Raw genomic sequence first — 14,213 nt, 5'->3', positions numbered from 1 at the left:
GATTATTAGGAGATATTAATATCGCAAACGATAAACATCACCGCATTAATGCGGAAATCCGTGTCCCAGAGGTTCGCCTAGTCGATGCAAAAGGCGATCAAATTGGAGTCGTCGCTATCCAAGAGGCGCAACGTATGGCCGAAGAGGCGGGTTTAGACTTGGTAGAATTTGCCCCCCAAGCTAAGCCGCCGGTGTGCCGTCTAATTGACTACGGTAAGTTCAAATATCAAGAACAGAAAAAACAACAAGAAGCCAAGGCGAAACAAAAAATTATCCAAGTCAAGGAAGTGAAGTTTCGTCCTGCCACCGATGAAGGTGACTTTCAGGTTAAACTGCGCAATGTCAAGCGCTTTATTGCTGATGGCGATAAAGTTAAAGTATCATTGCGCTTTAGAGGTCGCGAAATGGCGCACCAAGATATTGGTATGAAAGTCTTGCACCGTGTGCGTGACGCTGTGGCCGAAGATGCCCAAGCTGAAGCCATGCCAAAAATGGAAGGTCGTCAAATCATTATGGTGTTAGCGCCGCGACGTAACAAACCTGCCGGTAAGAACCAGGCCGCAAACAAGTCTTAATCACGTCTTATGTAGACAGCATAGCTGCAGTTTGCTAGGCTTAGATTCATAAATAGGTAGACCATGGGCAGTCCTTGATTGCTCATGGTTTTTAGTATTTGTAAAGGTCCATTATGCATATATTATTTATTATTGATCCGTTACCCAAATTATCTGCCTACAAAGACACCTCCGTCGCCATGATGCAAGCGCTGCAAGCGCGTGACTGTAAGATTAGCGTTTGTTTGCAATCGGATCTTTTTGTGCAAATGGGCACGGTATATGCCACAACCCAACAAATTTCTATTGTTCCTCAAGCAGACTTACACACAACGCAATGGTGGCAGTATGAATCAGAGCCGCAAACGCAAGCACTCAAGGACTTTAGTGCTGTGGTGATGCGTAAAGATCCGCCTTTTGATATGGAATACCTTTATGCCACGCATATGCTAGAGAGAGCGGAGCATCAAGGGGCGAGGGTCTTTAACTCAGGGCGTGCCATTCGCAATTATCCCGAAAAACTCTCGATCAGCGAATTCCCACAATATACCGCGCCGACTTTAATTACCAGTCGGGCCTCACTGCTTAAAGAATTTTATAAAGAGCATCAAGATGTCGTCGTCAAGCCGCTAGATGGCATGGGCGGACAAGGCATTTTTAGACTTAAACCCGACGATGCTAACTTTAATTCGGTGATTGAAGTGCTCAGCCGTGGTGGGCAACAGACTATTATGATCCAAAAATACCTGCCAGAGATCACGGCAGGCGATAAGCGGGTTCTGATCATCAATGGCAAACCAATACCGTATGTCCTCGCCAGAATGCCATCGCATGGTGAAAACCGAGGCAATCTAGCCGCAGGCGGCAAGGGCGTCGCGCAACCCATTAATGATAATGACAAGGCTATTGCCGAGTTCATCGGTAGTCGTCTGGCGCCACAAGGCTTATTTTTGATTGGTTTGGATATTATTGGTACACATATCACTGAAATTAACGTCACCAGTCCTACTTGCTTTGTAGAAATCTCCGCGCAAACGGACTTTAATGTGGCCGCGCACTTTGCCAATGAGTTGTTGCAGGTTCTACAGCAAACTTCCCATTCATAGGTTCAATAATGACTGCGATTGTAATTATTGCTCATGCGCCCTTAGCGGGCGCATTTGAAGATTTACTAAAACATGTCTACAGTGACTTACAAAATGTCTATGCCTTTAATATCCATGCCGATGAATGTCGGCATAGCGCCTGTAGACGTATCACTCATCTTCTGCTCAATAGCGACAACCAGAATTTTTTATTCTTAAATGATTTAATTGGCGCTACACCCGCCAATATCACTAAGGACTGTGTCACTGTCCTCAGAGAGCAACATCGCAATGCGCAAGCGGTGTTTGGTCTCAATGCCTGTATGCTGATTTCTAGTTACGCCAATCGTCAACTCGATCCCATAGCCTTGTCCCAAAAAGCGCTCAATGGTGCCAATAAGGGGCTGCAATTGCTGGTCACTGAGTCTGCATAAATTATTCGGAGCTTATTTAATCATATGGAAAAAAAAGCCATCGAAGTCAGTAATAAATTGGGGCTGCATGCGCGTGCCGCCGCTAAGCTCACACAACTAGCGAGTCAATTTGAAAGTGAAATTTTTATCAGTCGTGGCGAGCAACGGGTGAATGCCAAAAGTATTATGGGCGTGATGATGCTGGCTGCCGGAAAAGGCACCACCGTCGTCTTAGACGCCGAAGGCAACGACCAAGCCCAGGCTATTGAGGCGCTTACAGCCTTATTCAATGACAAGTTTGGTGAAGGCGAATAAGCCTCTCACCCAAGCTCTTAAACACCACCTAACTTCTTATTTGCAAAAGGATTTTTGGCATGAGCCACAGCACGACAACCCTGCCCGAAAGCGCTACCATTGTTTTACAAGGTAAAGGCGTCTCGAGGGGCGTGGTGATTGGTCGTGCTGTTTTATTTGGTGGCATTGGTTTTGAAGTCCCACATTATTTAATTGAATCCTCACAAACACAGGCTGAGATCGCACGCTTCAAGACGGCCTTGAGCCAAGTGCAAGCCGAACTGCAAGATATTCAAAAAAAATTGCCGCCCACTGCGCCGACTGAACTGGCTTCATTAATCGCTGTGCATGGTTTATTGGTGGCGGATCCTTTACTGATTGATACGGTTTGTCGTGTGATTACCGACAAACTTTGCAATGCCGAATGGGCCTTACATACTTCAGGTAATGCTTGGTTAAAACAGTTTGATAGTATGCAAGATGACTATCTCAAAGAGCGTGCAGCCGATATCAACCAAGTGATAGAGAGAGTGATTCGACAACTGACGGGATCTCAAAATAAAGCGCTGAATTCTTTGGGGACTGCGGCTCAACTGCAGTCGACTATTGTAGTGGCACATGATATATCGCCGGCGGATATGATGAGTGTGCGCGAAACCCATATTGCGGGTTTTGTGGCAGACTTAGGGGGCCCGACCTCGCATACGGCCATTGTAGCGCGTAGTATGGACATCCCAGCCGTCTTAGGCACGGGCAACGCCCATGCCTTGATTCAAGATCAGGATTTACTGGTGGTTGATGGGGATAATGATGTTGTGGTCATTAATCCGTCGCCGCAAATTCTGCGTTACTACCAAGAACGAGATCGTCAATCTCGCCAAGATAAAGCCTATTTTTATAGTCGTAAAGATGACCCTACCATTACCTTGGATGGCCAATCGATTGTGGTCAAAGGTAATATCGAAGCACCAGAGGAGGCCGCAGAGGTACTGCGTTTTGGTGGCCAAGGCATTGGCTTATTTCGTACCGAATTTTTGTTTTTAGGCAATCGCCAAAAATTGCCTAGTGAGCAAGAACAGTACGAAGCCTATGCCCATGTGCTTAAAACTGTCGGTCAAAAATACCCAGTGACGATCCGCACCTTAGATATTGGCGCCGACAAGAATCTTGATGGCGAGCCAGTCAATGCGGTGAATCCGGCCTTGGGGTTGCGCGCTATTCGTTATTGTTTAGCCCATCCAGAAATTTTTATGACACAGCTCAAGGCCTTATTGCGAGCAGCTGTGTTTGGTAACCTGAAAATTTTAGTGCCGATGATTGCACATTTTCATGAAGTGCAAGCGGTGAAGAATTTATTGCGTCAAGCCGCTCAAGAGCTGCAGGAGCAGGGCATTGAACATAATGCTAATGTACAGCTGGGTGCCATGGTAGAAATTCCTGCCATTGCGATTGCGATTGACGGCTTTTTACAACAATTGGATTTTGTCTCGATTGGTACCAATGATTTAATTCAATATACGCTGGCCATTGACCGTGTGGATAATAACGTGAGCCATTTATATGATCCCTTGCATCCAGCAGTATTGAGTTTGCTCCACAAGGTGATCCAAGCGGGCACCAAGGCCAATAAATCGGTCAGTATTTGTGGCGAAATGGCTGGTGATTATATGTTTACCCGCTTGCTGTTAGCGCTTGGACTGAAGGAATTTTCTTTAAATGCCTCTGGCATTCCCGAGATTAAGCATATCATTCGCCAAACGCATGTGGGGGTGAGTCGCTCCAAAGTAGCGGCAGTTCTCAATTACGGCAAGCGCATCGAGCTCGACAAAAATGGCTTAGTTCAGAATATTTTGCATGTATAGTATCTCAGTGGCGACGGAAGCCATCCTACAAAAAACCAGCCTGATCACTTGAGGCTGGTTTTTTTGTGGGATTTAGTGTTTGAATTGCTCTTTGAATTGGCTTAAGTCGTCAGCATTCGGGGTAACTGGCGCTAGGCTAGCAGGGCGCTCAGAGGTATAAGGTGTAATCTCAGTTTCTGGTGTGTAAGCACTGGCGTTTGAGCGTTGACCTAGACCATGCACGGATTGAATTTTATGACCATTTTTTGAAGTTTTTGTTTGATCGTCAGACGTTTGAGCATGGGCATGGGCTAGGGGAGCAAGGCTCAGCAGGGCCAGCAAAGAAACCTGGAGGGCTTTACGCATTATTTTCACCTTTGAAATCAATGTAAGTGGATTAAAAGAATACCATAAGCTTGCGCATCAATGGCATATCTAGGGACATGTTTATGTTAGCAAGTATAACCGCGCGCTATTATTTCTTTTTGTGAGCGCTCCAGCGAAATTTTTCGGGTTCAACAGGATGCGGGTCTTGCCAAAGGCCTAATTTTTGGAATTGTGCTTTTTTTTGGGCCAAAATATATTTAAAGGGTGGATGATAGCGCATATAAGCCCAGGCATAACCATTTTGCACCAACCATAAATTAATATTCTCGCCATGATAATAAACTTCACCTAGCCATCGGCCATACCGATCACGCCCTTGCGTCTCAATTTGGACATCTTTGAGAGCGATTTTTTTGCTAAGTGCCTGCTGCGCTACACGCCCAAAGGCTTGACCTTTTTCGGGGGCATCTATATGTTTAAAGCGTACACGATGCTGTTGGTGCTGATCATCTAGGACAGTAATCGTGTCGGCATCGGCTACGTGTACCACCTTACCCACGAGCGTCATGGCTAGACACGGTAGTGGTGATAGCCATAAGCACAAGGATAGGCACAAAGGTAACAGTAATTTAAGGGCAACAGAATTTATAGACATAAAAAAACCCGTAATAAAAAAGCTATTACGGGGCTTACGCAAAAACATAGGAGATTAAAAATAAACCAAAATACTTAACTACTTGAATACTTAAAGCAAACCAAAAATCTATAGAAGAACAATAGTTAACATTCGAACAACTAAATAAATTATAGATGTTAGAAATAGCAGCAATGAGCTATTGATGCGTCGAAGTATTGATGATTCAAAACGTGATTCAATACAATCTAAACACTCTCATCAATATTCTGTTTTGATGATTGAGATGATTTTGAATATTTTGGTAGGCGATACTGGAGTCGAACCAGCGACCTCTACGATGTCAACGTAGCGCTCTAACCAACTGAGCTAACCGCCTAAAGATTTAAATTATATAGCTAAACTTTTTAATTCGTCAAGATATTTTTTTAAATTATTCGATATTTAATGCTTGCTCACGTAATTGGTCGACTAATAGTTTGAGTTCGATGACCGCATTTGTGACTTTTAGGGAGGCTGATTTAGAGCCTAAGGTATTGACTTCACGGTTCATTTCTTGGAACAAAAAGTCCATGCGTTTACCTTGGCTCTGTGGCGTAGCCGCTGGCTGATTGAGGATTTGTTCTAATTCTTGGCAATGTGAATCAAGGCGTGTGAGCTCTTCAGCGACGTCAGAACGTATACTAAACAAAGAACTCTCGGTAGCGATGCGTGCTGATAATTCTTCACCACTAATATGGGTAAAAGCCTCTGGCGCGATTTGCTCTAAACTGTTGGTCAGACGCTGTTGGATCTTATCTTGTTGCGCCTGTAGTACCTCAGGTAAGTGTTCTTGCACTTGCTGACTTAGCTGTTTGATCTGTTGCACATACGCTAACATGACCGTTTGTAAGCGAGCGCCTTCGCGTTGTCGCATCTCGAGAAATTTGTCGAGGGCTTGCTGAACCACCTTCAGCGCCAGTTGTGCGAGCTCGTCTTGGGAGGCTTGCTGTGCCTGCAGACGATTGATCAAATGCAATAATTCGCCATAACTTGGATCAGGCATGGCGGGGAAGTACTGACGCGCTTGGACGATGAGTTGTCTAACCGCGTGTAGCTGCTCAGGCTCAGGACTGGCGAGCTGGGCTTGGCTATTTTGTTGGAGCTGCACCCGCAACTCAACCTTGCCACGTCGAATAGTACGGTTCAACAATTCCCTGAAATCTGTCTCTAGTGCTCTGAGTTCATCCGGCAACTTAAAAGACAAATCCAAATATCGATTATTGACACTTTTTATTTCAGCCGTCAAAGAAAAGGGCGGTTCATCGAGGTTAGCACTCGCAAACGCGGTCATACTATAGATCATGGCAATCTCAAGAGGTTAATTCATAGAAAATTCAGTGCCATATTTTAGCGCTTATAATAGGGTATAAGTCTGAAATTATTATTCCTTACAAAAGGTCACTTCATGAATAAGTCTATTGTAGAGATCGAGGCGCAACGACCCTCTAATCGAGAAATTTCTGAGATGCGAGAGTTGCGAATTGAGCGTGAATTTACGCGTTATGCCGAAGGCTCCGTCTTAATTTCAATGGGAAACACGCGGGTATTGTGTAATGCCAGTGTGCTCGACAAGGTTCCGCCTTTTCTCAAGGGCCAAGGCAAAGGCTGGGTGACGGCAGAATACGGTATGTTACCGCGCTCTACACATACCCGTTCGGATCGTGAGGCGGCGCGTGGCAAACAAAGCGGCCGTACGCAGGAGATCCAGCGCTTAATTGGGCGCAGTCTACGGGCCGTGGTAGACCTAAAATTGCTTGGTGAGCGCACCATCCACATCGACTGCGACGTGTTGCAAGCCGATGGTGGCACCCGTTGTGCGAGTATTACTGGGGCTTGGATAGCCATGGCAGATGCTGTCAGTAGTCTTCTAAAATCGGGTGAATTGCAACAAAACCCCCTTAAAGATAGAGTCGCTGCTATTTCGGTGGGCATCTATAAAGGTTTACCGGTGCTCGATCTAGACTACGAAGAAGATTCACAATGTGACGCTGACGTCAATGTCGTGATCACAGGTAGTGGCCATTTTGTAGAAATTCAAGGCACAGCCGAGGGCAGTCCATTTAACCACCAAGCGCTCAATGAAATGCTAAGTTTAGCCGAAAAAGGGGTAGTTACCTTGCTGCGAGCACAACAAGAAGCCTGGCCAGATTTTGCAACCTCTAACGACATTGAAAACAATGACTGAACTTTCTAGAATCGTACTTGCCTCTAATAATCCGGGCAAACTTAAGGAATTTGCCGCTTTATTTGCCCCCTTGAACATTGAATTACTACCACAGTCGCAATTCGGTGTGCCAGAGGCCGATGAACCGTATGTTACTTTTATTGAAAATGCCTTAGGTAAAGCCCGACATGCGAGTGAACATACGGGCTTACCGGCCTTGGCCGATGACTCCGGCCTCATCGTGCCGGCACTCGACGGCGCGCCGGGCGTGCTATCAGCGCGTTATGCCACCTTGTTTGGACAAAGTCGTTCGGACGCCAATAATAATCAGTGTTTGCAAGCGCAACTCAAGGGTATCAGCGATCGAGCCGCTGCCTATATCGCGGTTCTAGTCCTGGTGCGACACCCCAAAGATCCTGCGCCCATTATAGCTCAAGCACTTTGGCATGGCGAAATTATCGATCAGGCCATGGGAGAGCATGGGTTTGGTTATGATCCTTATTTTTGGGTGCCTGCTTATCAACAAACCGCGGCACAAATGGCCCCAGAATTAAAAAATCGGATTAGTCATAGAGGCCAGGCTTTACAGGCACTGTGCCAACAACTCGCCAGCACGACCTAGTTTTTTATGGATTCAATTATTCCCATTGTGACAGAAACGTTTCGTAAAGTTTCTGCACAACAAAGTCAAATCGCTTTTCCGGGCAATTTACCACTGTTGAGTGTTTATCTGCATGTACCTTGGTGCGTGCGCAAATGTCCTTATTGTGACTTTAATTCGCATGAGGCACCGTCACAAATTCCTGAACAAGATTATATAGAGGCGATTCAGGCCGAACTGTTGCAATATTTACCCTTGATTTGGGGCCGGCGTATTTATAGTGTGTTCATCGGTGGCGGCACACCCAGTTTGTTGTCGGCGCAGGCCATGGATAAGTTATTAAGTCTGCTTCGAAATTTATTAAACTTGCCAGCGCACACAGAAATCACCATGGAAGCCAATCCTGGAACGGCAGAGGCACAACGCTTTGCTGATTATGCCCAAAGTGGGGTGAATCGCTTGTCGATTGGTGTACAAAGCTTTAATGACCAGAGCTTGCAGGCCTTAGGTCGTATCCATAGTGCCCATCAAGCCAAGCAAGCCATTGAATGGGCTCAAAAATCCTTTTCTAGAATTAATTTGGATTTGATGTATGGCGTGCCGCACCAAGGACTCGACGAATGGCGTCAAGATCTGAGTACGGCAATAAGTTTTGGTACCGAGCATTTATCTTTGTATAACCTGACGCTGGAACCCAATACTGTATTTGCCAAATATCCACCGCGTGACCTGGCCGATGAGGATGTGACGGATGACATGCTAGCGCTGACCGAGCAGATGACTGGCGCCAATGGCTTTGAGCACTATGAAATCTCCGCTTATGCTCGAAAAGACGCCGAGTGTAAACATAACTTAAATTATTGGCAATTTGGCGACTATTTGGGCTTGGGCCCGGGTGCACATGGCAAAATTAGTTTTCCCAACAAAATTGTTCGCACTGCCAATGTGCGCTCGCCCAGTTCTTGGCTCCAAAAAACCACGCTTGGCGATGGTACTCAACGTGCCACTTGGCATGAGTTAAGTCCCAGCGAAATTCCGTTTGAATTTATGCTCAATGTCTTACGCCTTAAGCAAGGGGTCGGTGCCAGTTTGTTTGTAGAACGCACGGGGCTCTCACCGCTAGTGTTACGACCAGGTATTAAGCAAGCTGTCCAAAAAGGCCTAATGTTAGATGATGCGACGCGCTTTGCCTGTACTGACTTGGGTTGGCGTTTTTTAAATGAAGTGCAAATGCTGTTTTTGGAAACTCACTAAGCACGATTTAAATCGACACTTGCAAATAGTTTGCAAATCAATTAGCAATGCAACATAATTAAAGATTGTTAATGTATTTGTATTAGGCGCTTGGCGCGTGGCGCAGGAACCTAGCGAGCGTTCGAAATAGGTGATAGAGCGTTTGCCATTGCATGAAGATAGATTCAACCTATTCTTTTACTCAACCTAGGAGCTCTTAATGAGTCGTACTCCACAAGACGTTTTAAAACTCATCGGTGACAACGAAGTGACTTTCGTTGATTTTCGTTTTACTGATACGCTTGGCAAAGAACATCACATGACCATTCCTGCCAAATGCCTAGAGGAAGATCTGTTTGAGACGGGTCAGCCCTTTGATGGTTCATCATTGCCGGGCTGGAAGGGCATCGAAGCTTCTGATATGTTGCTGATTCCCGATCCTAATAGCGCCCGTCTCGACCCTTTCCGCGAAGAGCCTACGCTTGTCATGACGTGTGATGTGGTAGAACCGAGTGACCTAAAAGGTTATAGCCGTGATCCACGTTCAATTGCCAAACGCGCCGAAAACTACCTTAAGGCCAGTGGTATTGGCGACACCGCCTTCTTTGGCCCAGAACCAGAGTTCTTTGTGTTTGATGGCGTCGCTTTCAAAAGCGATATGCAAGGGAGCTTTTACAAAATCACCTCTAGCGAGGGGGCTTGGATGACGGGTGAAGACCTTGACGGTAAGAACCTTGGCCATCGACCTCGTGTCAAAGGCGGGTATGTGCCAGTGTCACCAGTGGATTCTTTTGCTGATCTGCGTGCCGAAGCCTGTTTATTACTCGAAGATCAAGGCGTCCCTGTAGAAATTCATCACCATGAGGTCTCTAATGCAGGTCAGCTCGAGATTGGTACTAAATTTAGCACCTTAGTTGAGCGCGCTGATTGGAACCAAATCCTAAAATACACCATTCATAATATTGCCCATATTTATGGCAAAACAGCCACCTTTATGCCTAAACCTATAGTCGGTGACAACGGTTCTGGCATGCATGTACATCAATCCATTTGGAAAGATGGCAAGAATTTATTTTCTGGCGATGGCTATGCCGGTCTGTCTGAGATGGCACTTTACTATATTGGCGGTGTTATTAAGCATGCCCGTGCACTCAATGCCATTACTAATCCGGGCACTAACTCCTATAAGCGTTTGGTACCCCACTTTGAAGCGCCAGTGAAATTAGCGTATTCCGCACGTAATCGCTCTGCCTCTATTCGTATCCCCTATGTCAATAACCCTAAAGCCCGTCGTATCGAGGCGCGCTTTCCAGATCCATTAGCCAATCCGTACTTATGTTTTGCGGCCTTACTCATGGCGGGTTTAGACGGTATCCAAAACAAAATCCATCCTGGGGATCCTGCCGATAAGAATCTTTATGACTTACCACCCGAAGAGGACAAACAAGTACCGACAGTGGCCGAGTCACTTGAGCAAGCCTTAGATGCACTTGACCAAGATCGTGAGTTCTTAACGCGGGGCGATGTCTTTACCGACGAGATGCTCGATGCCTATATTGAACTCAAACGCCAAGAAGTCAATCGTTTACGTGTGACGCCAAGTCCGATTGAGTTTGATTTATACTACTCACTCTAAGCTTAATTTAGCTTAGCATTACACGCAAAGCGCCTATTCTTAGGCGCTTTTTACTTGCAGTCTTTATAACAATAATGAATAGATATAGTAGTATGTGTACTAGTATATACTATGGTCTTGCTAAACTTTTCCAGCTCTTCATAATAGATAAAAAGAACTTTGGAGTAAATTATGCAAAAAACGCTTTACGATAAGCTTTGGGATGCCCACGTGGTGCATCAAGAGGAGGATGGTACCTGTACCTTGTACATCGATCGTCATTTATTGCATGAGGTCACCAGCCCGCAAGCATTTGAGGGGCTTAAACTCAATGGTCGTCAACCTTGGCGTATTAGCGCTAACTTAGCCGTTGCTGACCATAACGTGCCGACGGCTGACCGAGAGGACGGGATTGTCGATCCTGTCTCACAATTACAGGTCGAGACATTGAGCAAAAACTGCCAAGAATTTGGTATCACCTTATTTGGTATGAATGATGTGCGCCAAGGTATTGTGCATATTATCGGACCAGAACAGGGCGCAACCTTACCCGGTATGACGGTGGTTTGTGGTGACTCACACACCAGCACCCATGGGGCGGTAGGCGCCTTAGCCTTTGGTATAGGTACCTCAGAGGTGGAGCATGTATTAGCCACACAGACCTTGCTCATGAAAAAAAACAAAAATATGCAAGTTAACGTAGAGGGGCCGTTACCCAGGGGTTGCACTGCCAAGGATTTAGTCTTACATGTGATCGGTCAAATAGGTACGGCGGGAGGTACGGGCTATGCGATTGAATTCGCAGGAAGCACCATTCGCGAACTCAGTATGGAAGGGCGTATGACCGTTTGCAATATGGCGATTGAGGCGGGGGCCCGCTCTGGTATGGTAGCTGTCGATGACAAAACCATTGATTACTTTAAGGGCCGTCCGTATGCGCCTAAGGACGAGGCTTGGCACAACGCTGTCAAGTATTGGCGAACCTTACATAGTGATCCTGGAGCTCATTTTGATAAAGTCATTGAAATCAACGCAGCTGATATCAAACCTCAAGTGAGTTGGGGCACTTCACCAGAAATGGTCATTAGTATTGACGACAAAATTCCTGATCCCAGCCAAGAAAGCAATGAGGTGCGTCGTAACGGCATGCAAAGAGCACTTGAATACATGGGGCTCAAAGCCAATGTGCCTATCTCAGAAATTAATATCGACAAAGTCTTTATTGGCTCATGTACGAATGCGCGGATTGAGGATTTACGGGCCGCCGCGGCAGTAGCTAAAGGCGCCAAAATCGCCGCCAATGTTAAATTGGCGATGGTAGTACCAGGCTCAGGCTTAGTCAAACTACAAGCCGAAGAAGAAGGTCTCGACAAAATCTTTAAAGACGCGGGCTTTGAATGGCGTGAGCCAGGATGCTCTATGTGTCTTGCTATGAATGCCGACAGATTAGAGCCAGGTGAGCGCTGTGCCTCTACCTCTAATCGTAATTTTGAGGGGCGTCAGGGCCAAGGCGGTCGCACGCATTTGGTGAGTCCTGCCATGGCAGCCGCTGCCGCTATTGCGGGTCATTTTGTCGATGTCAGAGGAGTGTAATTATGCAAGTGTTTAAACAACATCGTGGCATTGTGGCGCCTTTAGACCGCGAAAATGTCGATACCGATTTGATTATTCCTAAACAATTTCTTAAGTCCATCAAACGTACAGGGTTTGGCCCCAACTTATTTGATGAATTGCGCTATTTAGATCATGGCGAACCAGGTATGGACAATAGCCAACGACCCCTCAATCCTGATTTTGTGCTCAATCAAGCACGCTATCAGGGCGCCTCCATTCTTTTGGCGCGTAAGAATTTTGGCTGTGGTTCTAGTCGTGAGCATGCTCCGTGGGCACTCACACAATACGGTTTCAGAGCGATTATTGCGCCATCTTATGCGGATATCTTTTTTAATAATAGCTTTAAGAATGGTTTATTACCGATAGTCTTATCTGAAGCCGAGGTTGATCAACTCTTTAATGAAGTCAATGCCCAAGAAGGCTATGAACTAACCATTGATCTCGAACAACAATTAATTCAAACCCCAAATGGTCAGGCGATTGCCTTTAATGTGGAGCCTTTTCGCAAGTACTGTCTATTAAATGGCTTTGATGACATTGGCTTGACCTTACGCCGCTCGCAAGAAATCAAAGATTACGAGCAACAACGCTTACAGCAATTATCCTGGCTGCAACCCCAAGCCTAACCAACCATTACTAAAGGAAGCATATGACACACAAAATTGCCGTACTGGCAGGCGATGGCATCGGCCCCGAAATCACTGAACAAGCCTGTCGTGTCCTTAAGGCCGTCAATCCTGAGCTTGAACTCCAAGAAAAATTAGTCGGTGGGGCGGCTTATGAGGCTGAAGGTTCACCGTTGCCCGAGGGCACGTTAACACTCGCCAAAGAGGCCGATGCAGTCTTGTTTGGTGCGGTGGGCGATTGGAAATATGACTCACTTGAGCGCCATTTACGTCCTGAGCAGGCTATTTTGGGCTTACGTAAGCATCTTGGTTTATTTGCTAATTTACGTCCGGCCGTACTATTTCCTGAGTTGGCCAATGCCTCCAGTCTTAAATCCGAAGTAGTGGCCGGCTTAGATATTCTGATTATCCGCGAGTTAACAGGCGATATTTATTTTGGCCAGCCCCGAGGCGTGCGTAGTGCTCCTGATGGGGACTTTGCTGGCGAACAAGAAGGCTTTGATACCATGCGTTATGCAGAATCAGAAGTCCGTCGCATCGCCCATATTGCCTTTAAAGCCGCCCAAAAACGTCAACAAAAACTTTGCAGTGTCGACAAGGCGAATGTGCTTGAGACGTCGCAGTTTTGGCGCGATATTGTGATTGATGTCAGTCGTGAATATCCAGACGTGGAACTCTCACATATGTATATCGATAATGCCGCTATGCAGTTAGTACGCGCTCCTAAAGCATTTGATGTGATTGTGACGGGCAATTTATTCGGTGATATTCTGTCTGATGAAGCGGCGATGTTAACAGGCTCTATTGGCATGTTGCCATCAGCCTCCTTGAATGCTAAGCAACAAGGCTTATATGAACCAAGTCATGGTTCGGCGCCAGATATTGCCGGTCAAAATAGCGCTAATCCATTAGCCACCATTATGTCGGCTGCCATGTTATTGCGTTACTCCTTGAATCAAGCGCAACAGGCCGAGCAAATAGAAAATGCCGTCAAAACTGTTATTCGAGAGGGTAAGCGTACCGCCGATATCTACACTGAAGGCACAGAAAAAGTCAGTACCAGCGCTATGGGCGATGCCGTATTGGCGGCACTCAGTAGCAATTCATAAACTTGGGGGCTTGACCCCCAAAATTCAGATCAGTTCTTATATACTTTAAGCTTAAATACCA

General features: G+C 46.1%; 15 protein-coding genes and 1 tRNA gene. 12 read left to right on the top strand and 4 right to left on the bottom strand.

What is annotated here, in order from left to right; all coding sequences use genetic code 11:
• The first annotated feature begins 14 nt into the window (after positions 1 to 14).
• The 5 genes from infC to ptsP all read left to right on the top strand — a co-directional run bounded on the left by infC (position 15) and on the right by ptsP (position 4,208).
• Positions 15 to 575, top strand: a complete 561-nt coding sequence (infC, locus tag Q335_RS0107740; RefSeq protein ID WP_245588303.1) for a translation initiation factor IF-3 — start codon at positions 15 to 17, stop codon at positions 573 to 575.
• 113 nt (positions 576 to 688) lie between these two features.
• Positions 689 to 1,660, top strand: a complete 972-nt coding sequence (gene gshB, locus Q335_RS0107735) for a glutathione synthase (protein ID WP_028358127.1) — start codon at positions 689 to 691, stop codon at positions 1,658 to 1,660.
• A gap of 8 nt (positions 1,661 to 1,668) precedes the next feature.
• Entirely contained in the window at positions 1,669 to 2,073 is a 405-nt protein-coding gene (locus tag Q335_RS0107730; protein WP_028358126.1) for a PTS sugar transporter subunit IIA, read from the top strand.
• A 24-nt stretch (positions 2,074 to 2,097) separates the two neighbouring features.
• Entirely contained in the window at positions 2,098 to 2,367 is a 270-nt protein-coding gene (locus Q335_RS0107725; RefSeq protein ID WP_028358125.1) for an HPr family phosphocarrier protein, read from the top strand.
• A gap of 59 nt (positions 2,368 to 2,426) precedes the next feature.
• A complete protein-coding gene (gene ptsP, locus Q335_RS0107720) occupies positions 2,427 to 4,208 on the top strand; it encodes a phosphoenolpyruvate--protein phosphotransferase (RefSeq protein ID WP_051532403.1) in 1,782 nt (593 codons plus the stop codon).
• A 72-nt stretch (positions 4,209 to 4,280) separates the two neighbouring features.
• Here ptsP and Q335_RS0107715 read toward each other — a convergent pair whose 3' ends face one another.
• The 4 genes from Q335_RS0107715 to Q335_RS0107700 all read right to left on the bottom strand — a co-directional run bounded on the left by Q335_RS0107715 (position 4,281) and on the right by Q335_RS0107700 (position 6,481).
• Positions 4,281 to 4,553: a hypothetical protein gene (locus tag Q335_RS0107715; RefSeq protein ID WP_028358123.1), complete on the bottom strand. Its 273-nt coding sequence runs from the start codon at positions 4,551 to 4,553 to the stop codon at positions 4,281 to 4,283.
• 109 nt (positions 4,554 to 4,662) lie between these two features.
• The gene (locus Q335_RS0107710; RefSeq protein WP_169733510.1) at positions 4,663 to 5,169 is read right to left on the bottom strand and encodes a thermonuclease family protein; all 507 of its coding nucleotides are present in this window, start codon (positions 5,167 to 5,169) and stop codon (positions 4,663 to 4,665) included.
• A 281-nt stretch (positions 5,170 to 5,450) separates the two neighbouring features.
• Positions 5,451 to 5,527, bottom strand: a tRNA-Val gene (locus tag Q335_RS0107705).
• A 54-nt stretch (positions 5,528 to 5,581) separates the two neighbouring features.
• A complete protein-coding gene (locus Q335_RS0107700; protein WP_245588294.1) occupies positions 5,582 to 6,481 on the bottom strand; it encodes a YicC/YloC family endoribonuclease in 900 nt (299 codons plus the stop codon).
• A gap of 114 nt (positions 6,482 to 6,595) precedes the next feature.
• Here Q335_RS0107700 and rph point away from each other — a divergent pair, with 114 nt between their 5' ends.
• From rph to leuB, 7 genes are all read left to right on the top strand, one after another.
• The gene (gene rph, locus Q335_RS09770) at positions 6,596 to 7,375 is read left to right on the top strand and encodes a ribonuclease PH (protein ID WP_051532401.1); all 780 of its coding nucleotides are present in this window, start codon (positions 6,596 to 6,598) and stop codon (positions 7,373 to 7,375) included.
• The gene (gene rdgB, locus Q335_RS0107690; RefSeq protein WP_028358120.1) at positions 7,368 to 7,976 is read left to right on the top strand and encodes an RdgB/HAM1 family non-canonical purine NTP pyrophosphatase; all 609 of its coding nucleotides are present in this window, start codon (positions 7,368 to 7,370) and stop codon (positions 7,974 to 7,976) included. Before rph ends, rdgB begins: the two co-directional genes overlap by 8 nt.
• 6 nt (positions 7,977 to 7,982) lie before the next feature.
• The gene (hemW, locus tag Q335_RS0107685; protein WP_028358119.1) at positions 7,983 to 9,209 is read left to right on the top strand and encodes a radical SAM family heme chaperone HemW; all 1,227 of its coding nucleotides are present in this window, start codon (positions 7,983 to 7,985) and stop codon (positions 9,207 to 9,209) included.
• Positions 9,210 to 9,408: 199 nt separating this feature from the next.
• Positions 9,409 to 10,824 carry a type I glutamate--ammonia ligase gene (glnA, locus tag Q335_RS0107680; protein ID WP_028358118.1) on the top strand — a complete coding sequence of 472 codons (1,416 nt, stop codon included), beginning with the start codon at positions 9,409 to 9,411 and terminating at the stop codon, positions 10,822 to 10,824.
• A 171-nt stretch (positions 10,825 to 10,995) separates the two neighbouring features.
• A complete protein-coding gene (gene leuC, locus Q335_RS0107675; protein WP_028358117.1) occupies positions 10,996 to 12,396 on the top strand; it encodes a 3-isopropylmalate dehydratase large subunit in 1,401 nt (466 codons plus the stop codon).
• 2 nt (positions 12,397 to 12,398) lie between these two features.
• A complete protein-coding gene (gene leuD, locus Q335_RS0107670) occupies positions 12,399 to 13,043 on the top strand; it encodes a 3-isopropylmalate dehydratase small subunit (protein ID WP_028358116.1) in 645 nt (214 codons plus the stop codon).
• A gap of 23 nt (positions 13,044 to 13,066) precedes the next feature.
• Positions 13,067 to 14,152 (top strand): 3-isopropylmalate dehydrogenase, encoded by a 1,086-nt coding sequence (gene leuB / locus Q335_RS0107665; protein WP_028358115.1) that lies wholly within the window; start codon positions 13,067 to 13,069, stop codon positions 14,150 to 14,152.
• Positions 14,153 to 14,213 lie beyond the last annotated feature (61 nt).

Source organism: Brackiella oedipodis DSM 13743 (assembly GCF_000621025.1).
Lineage (GTDB): Bacteria > Pseudomonadota > Gammaproteobacteria > Burkholderiales > Burkholderiaceae_B > Oligella > Oligella oedipodis.
Note: the sequence above shows the minus strand (reverse complement) of the source record. Positions and strands in the feature narration are given on the sequence as shown.

Excerpts from the sequence above, each read along its gene's own strand:
- gshB (WP_028358127.1), top strand. The coding sequence starts at position 689 with ATGCATATATTATTTATTATTGATCCGTTACCCAAATTATCTGCCTAC.
- Q335_RS0107730 (WP_028358126.1), top strand. The coding sequence starts at position 1,669 with ATGACTGCGATTGTAATTATTGCTCATGCGCCCTTAGCGGGCGCATTT.
- Q335_RS0107725 (WP_028358125.1), top strand. The coding sequence starts at position 2,098 with ATGGAAAAAAAAGCCATCGAAGTCAGTAATAAATTGGGGCTGCATGCG.
- ptsP (WP_051532403.1), top strand. The coding sequence starts at position 2,427 with ATGAGCCACAGCACGACAACCCTGCCCGAAAGCGCTACCATTGTTTTA.
- Q335_RS0107715 (WP_028358123.1), bottom strand. The coding sequence starts at position 4,553 with ATGCGTAAAGCCCTCCAGGTTTCTTTGCTGGCCCTGCTGAGCCTTGCT.
- Q335_RS0107710 (WP_169733510.1), bottom strand. The coding sequence starts at position 5,169 with ATGTCTATAAATTCTGTTGCCCTTAAATTACTGTTACCTTTGTGCCTA.
- Q335_RS0107700 (WP_245588294.1), bottom strand. The coding sequence starts at position 6,481 with ATGACCGCGTTTGCGAGTGCTAACCTCGATGAACCGCCCTTTTCTTTG.
- rph (WP_051532401.1), top strand. The coding sequence starts at position 6,596 with ATGAATAAGTCTATTGTAGAGATCGAGGCGCAACGACCCTCTAATCGA.
- rdgB (WP_028358120.1), top strand. The coding sequence starts at position 7,368 with ATGACTGAACTTTCTAGAATCGTACTTGCCTCTAATAATCCGGGCAAA.
- hemW (WP_028358119.1), top strand. The coding sequence starts at position 7,983 with ATGGATTCAATTATTCCCATTGTGACAGAAACGTTTCGTAAAGTTTCT.
- glnA (WP_028358118.1), top strand. The coding sequence starts at position 9,409 with ATGAGTCGTACTCCACAAGACGTTTTAAAACTCATCGGTGACAACGAA.
- leuC (WP_028358117.1), top strand. The coding sequence starts at position 10,996 with ATGCAAAAAACGCTTTACGATAAGCTTTGGGATGCCCACGTGGTGCAT.
- leuD (WP_028358116.1), top strand. The coding sequence starts at position 12,399 with ATGCAAGTGTTTAAACAACATCGTGGCATTGTGGCGCCTTTAGACCGC.
- leuB (WP_028358115.1), top strand. The coding sequence starts at position 13,067 with ATGACACACAAAATTGCCGTACTGGCAGGCGATGGCATCGGCCCCGAA.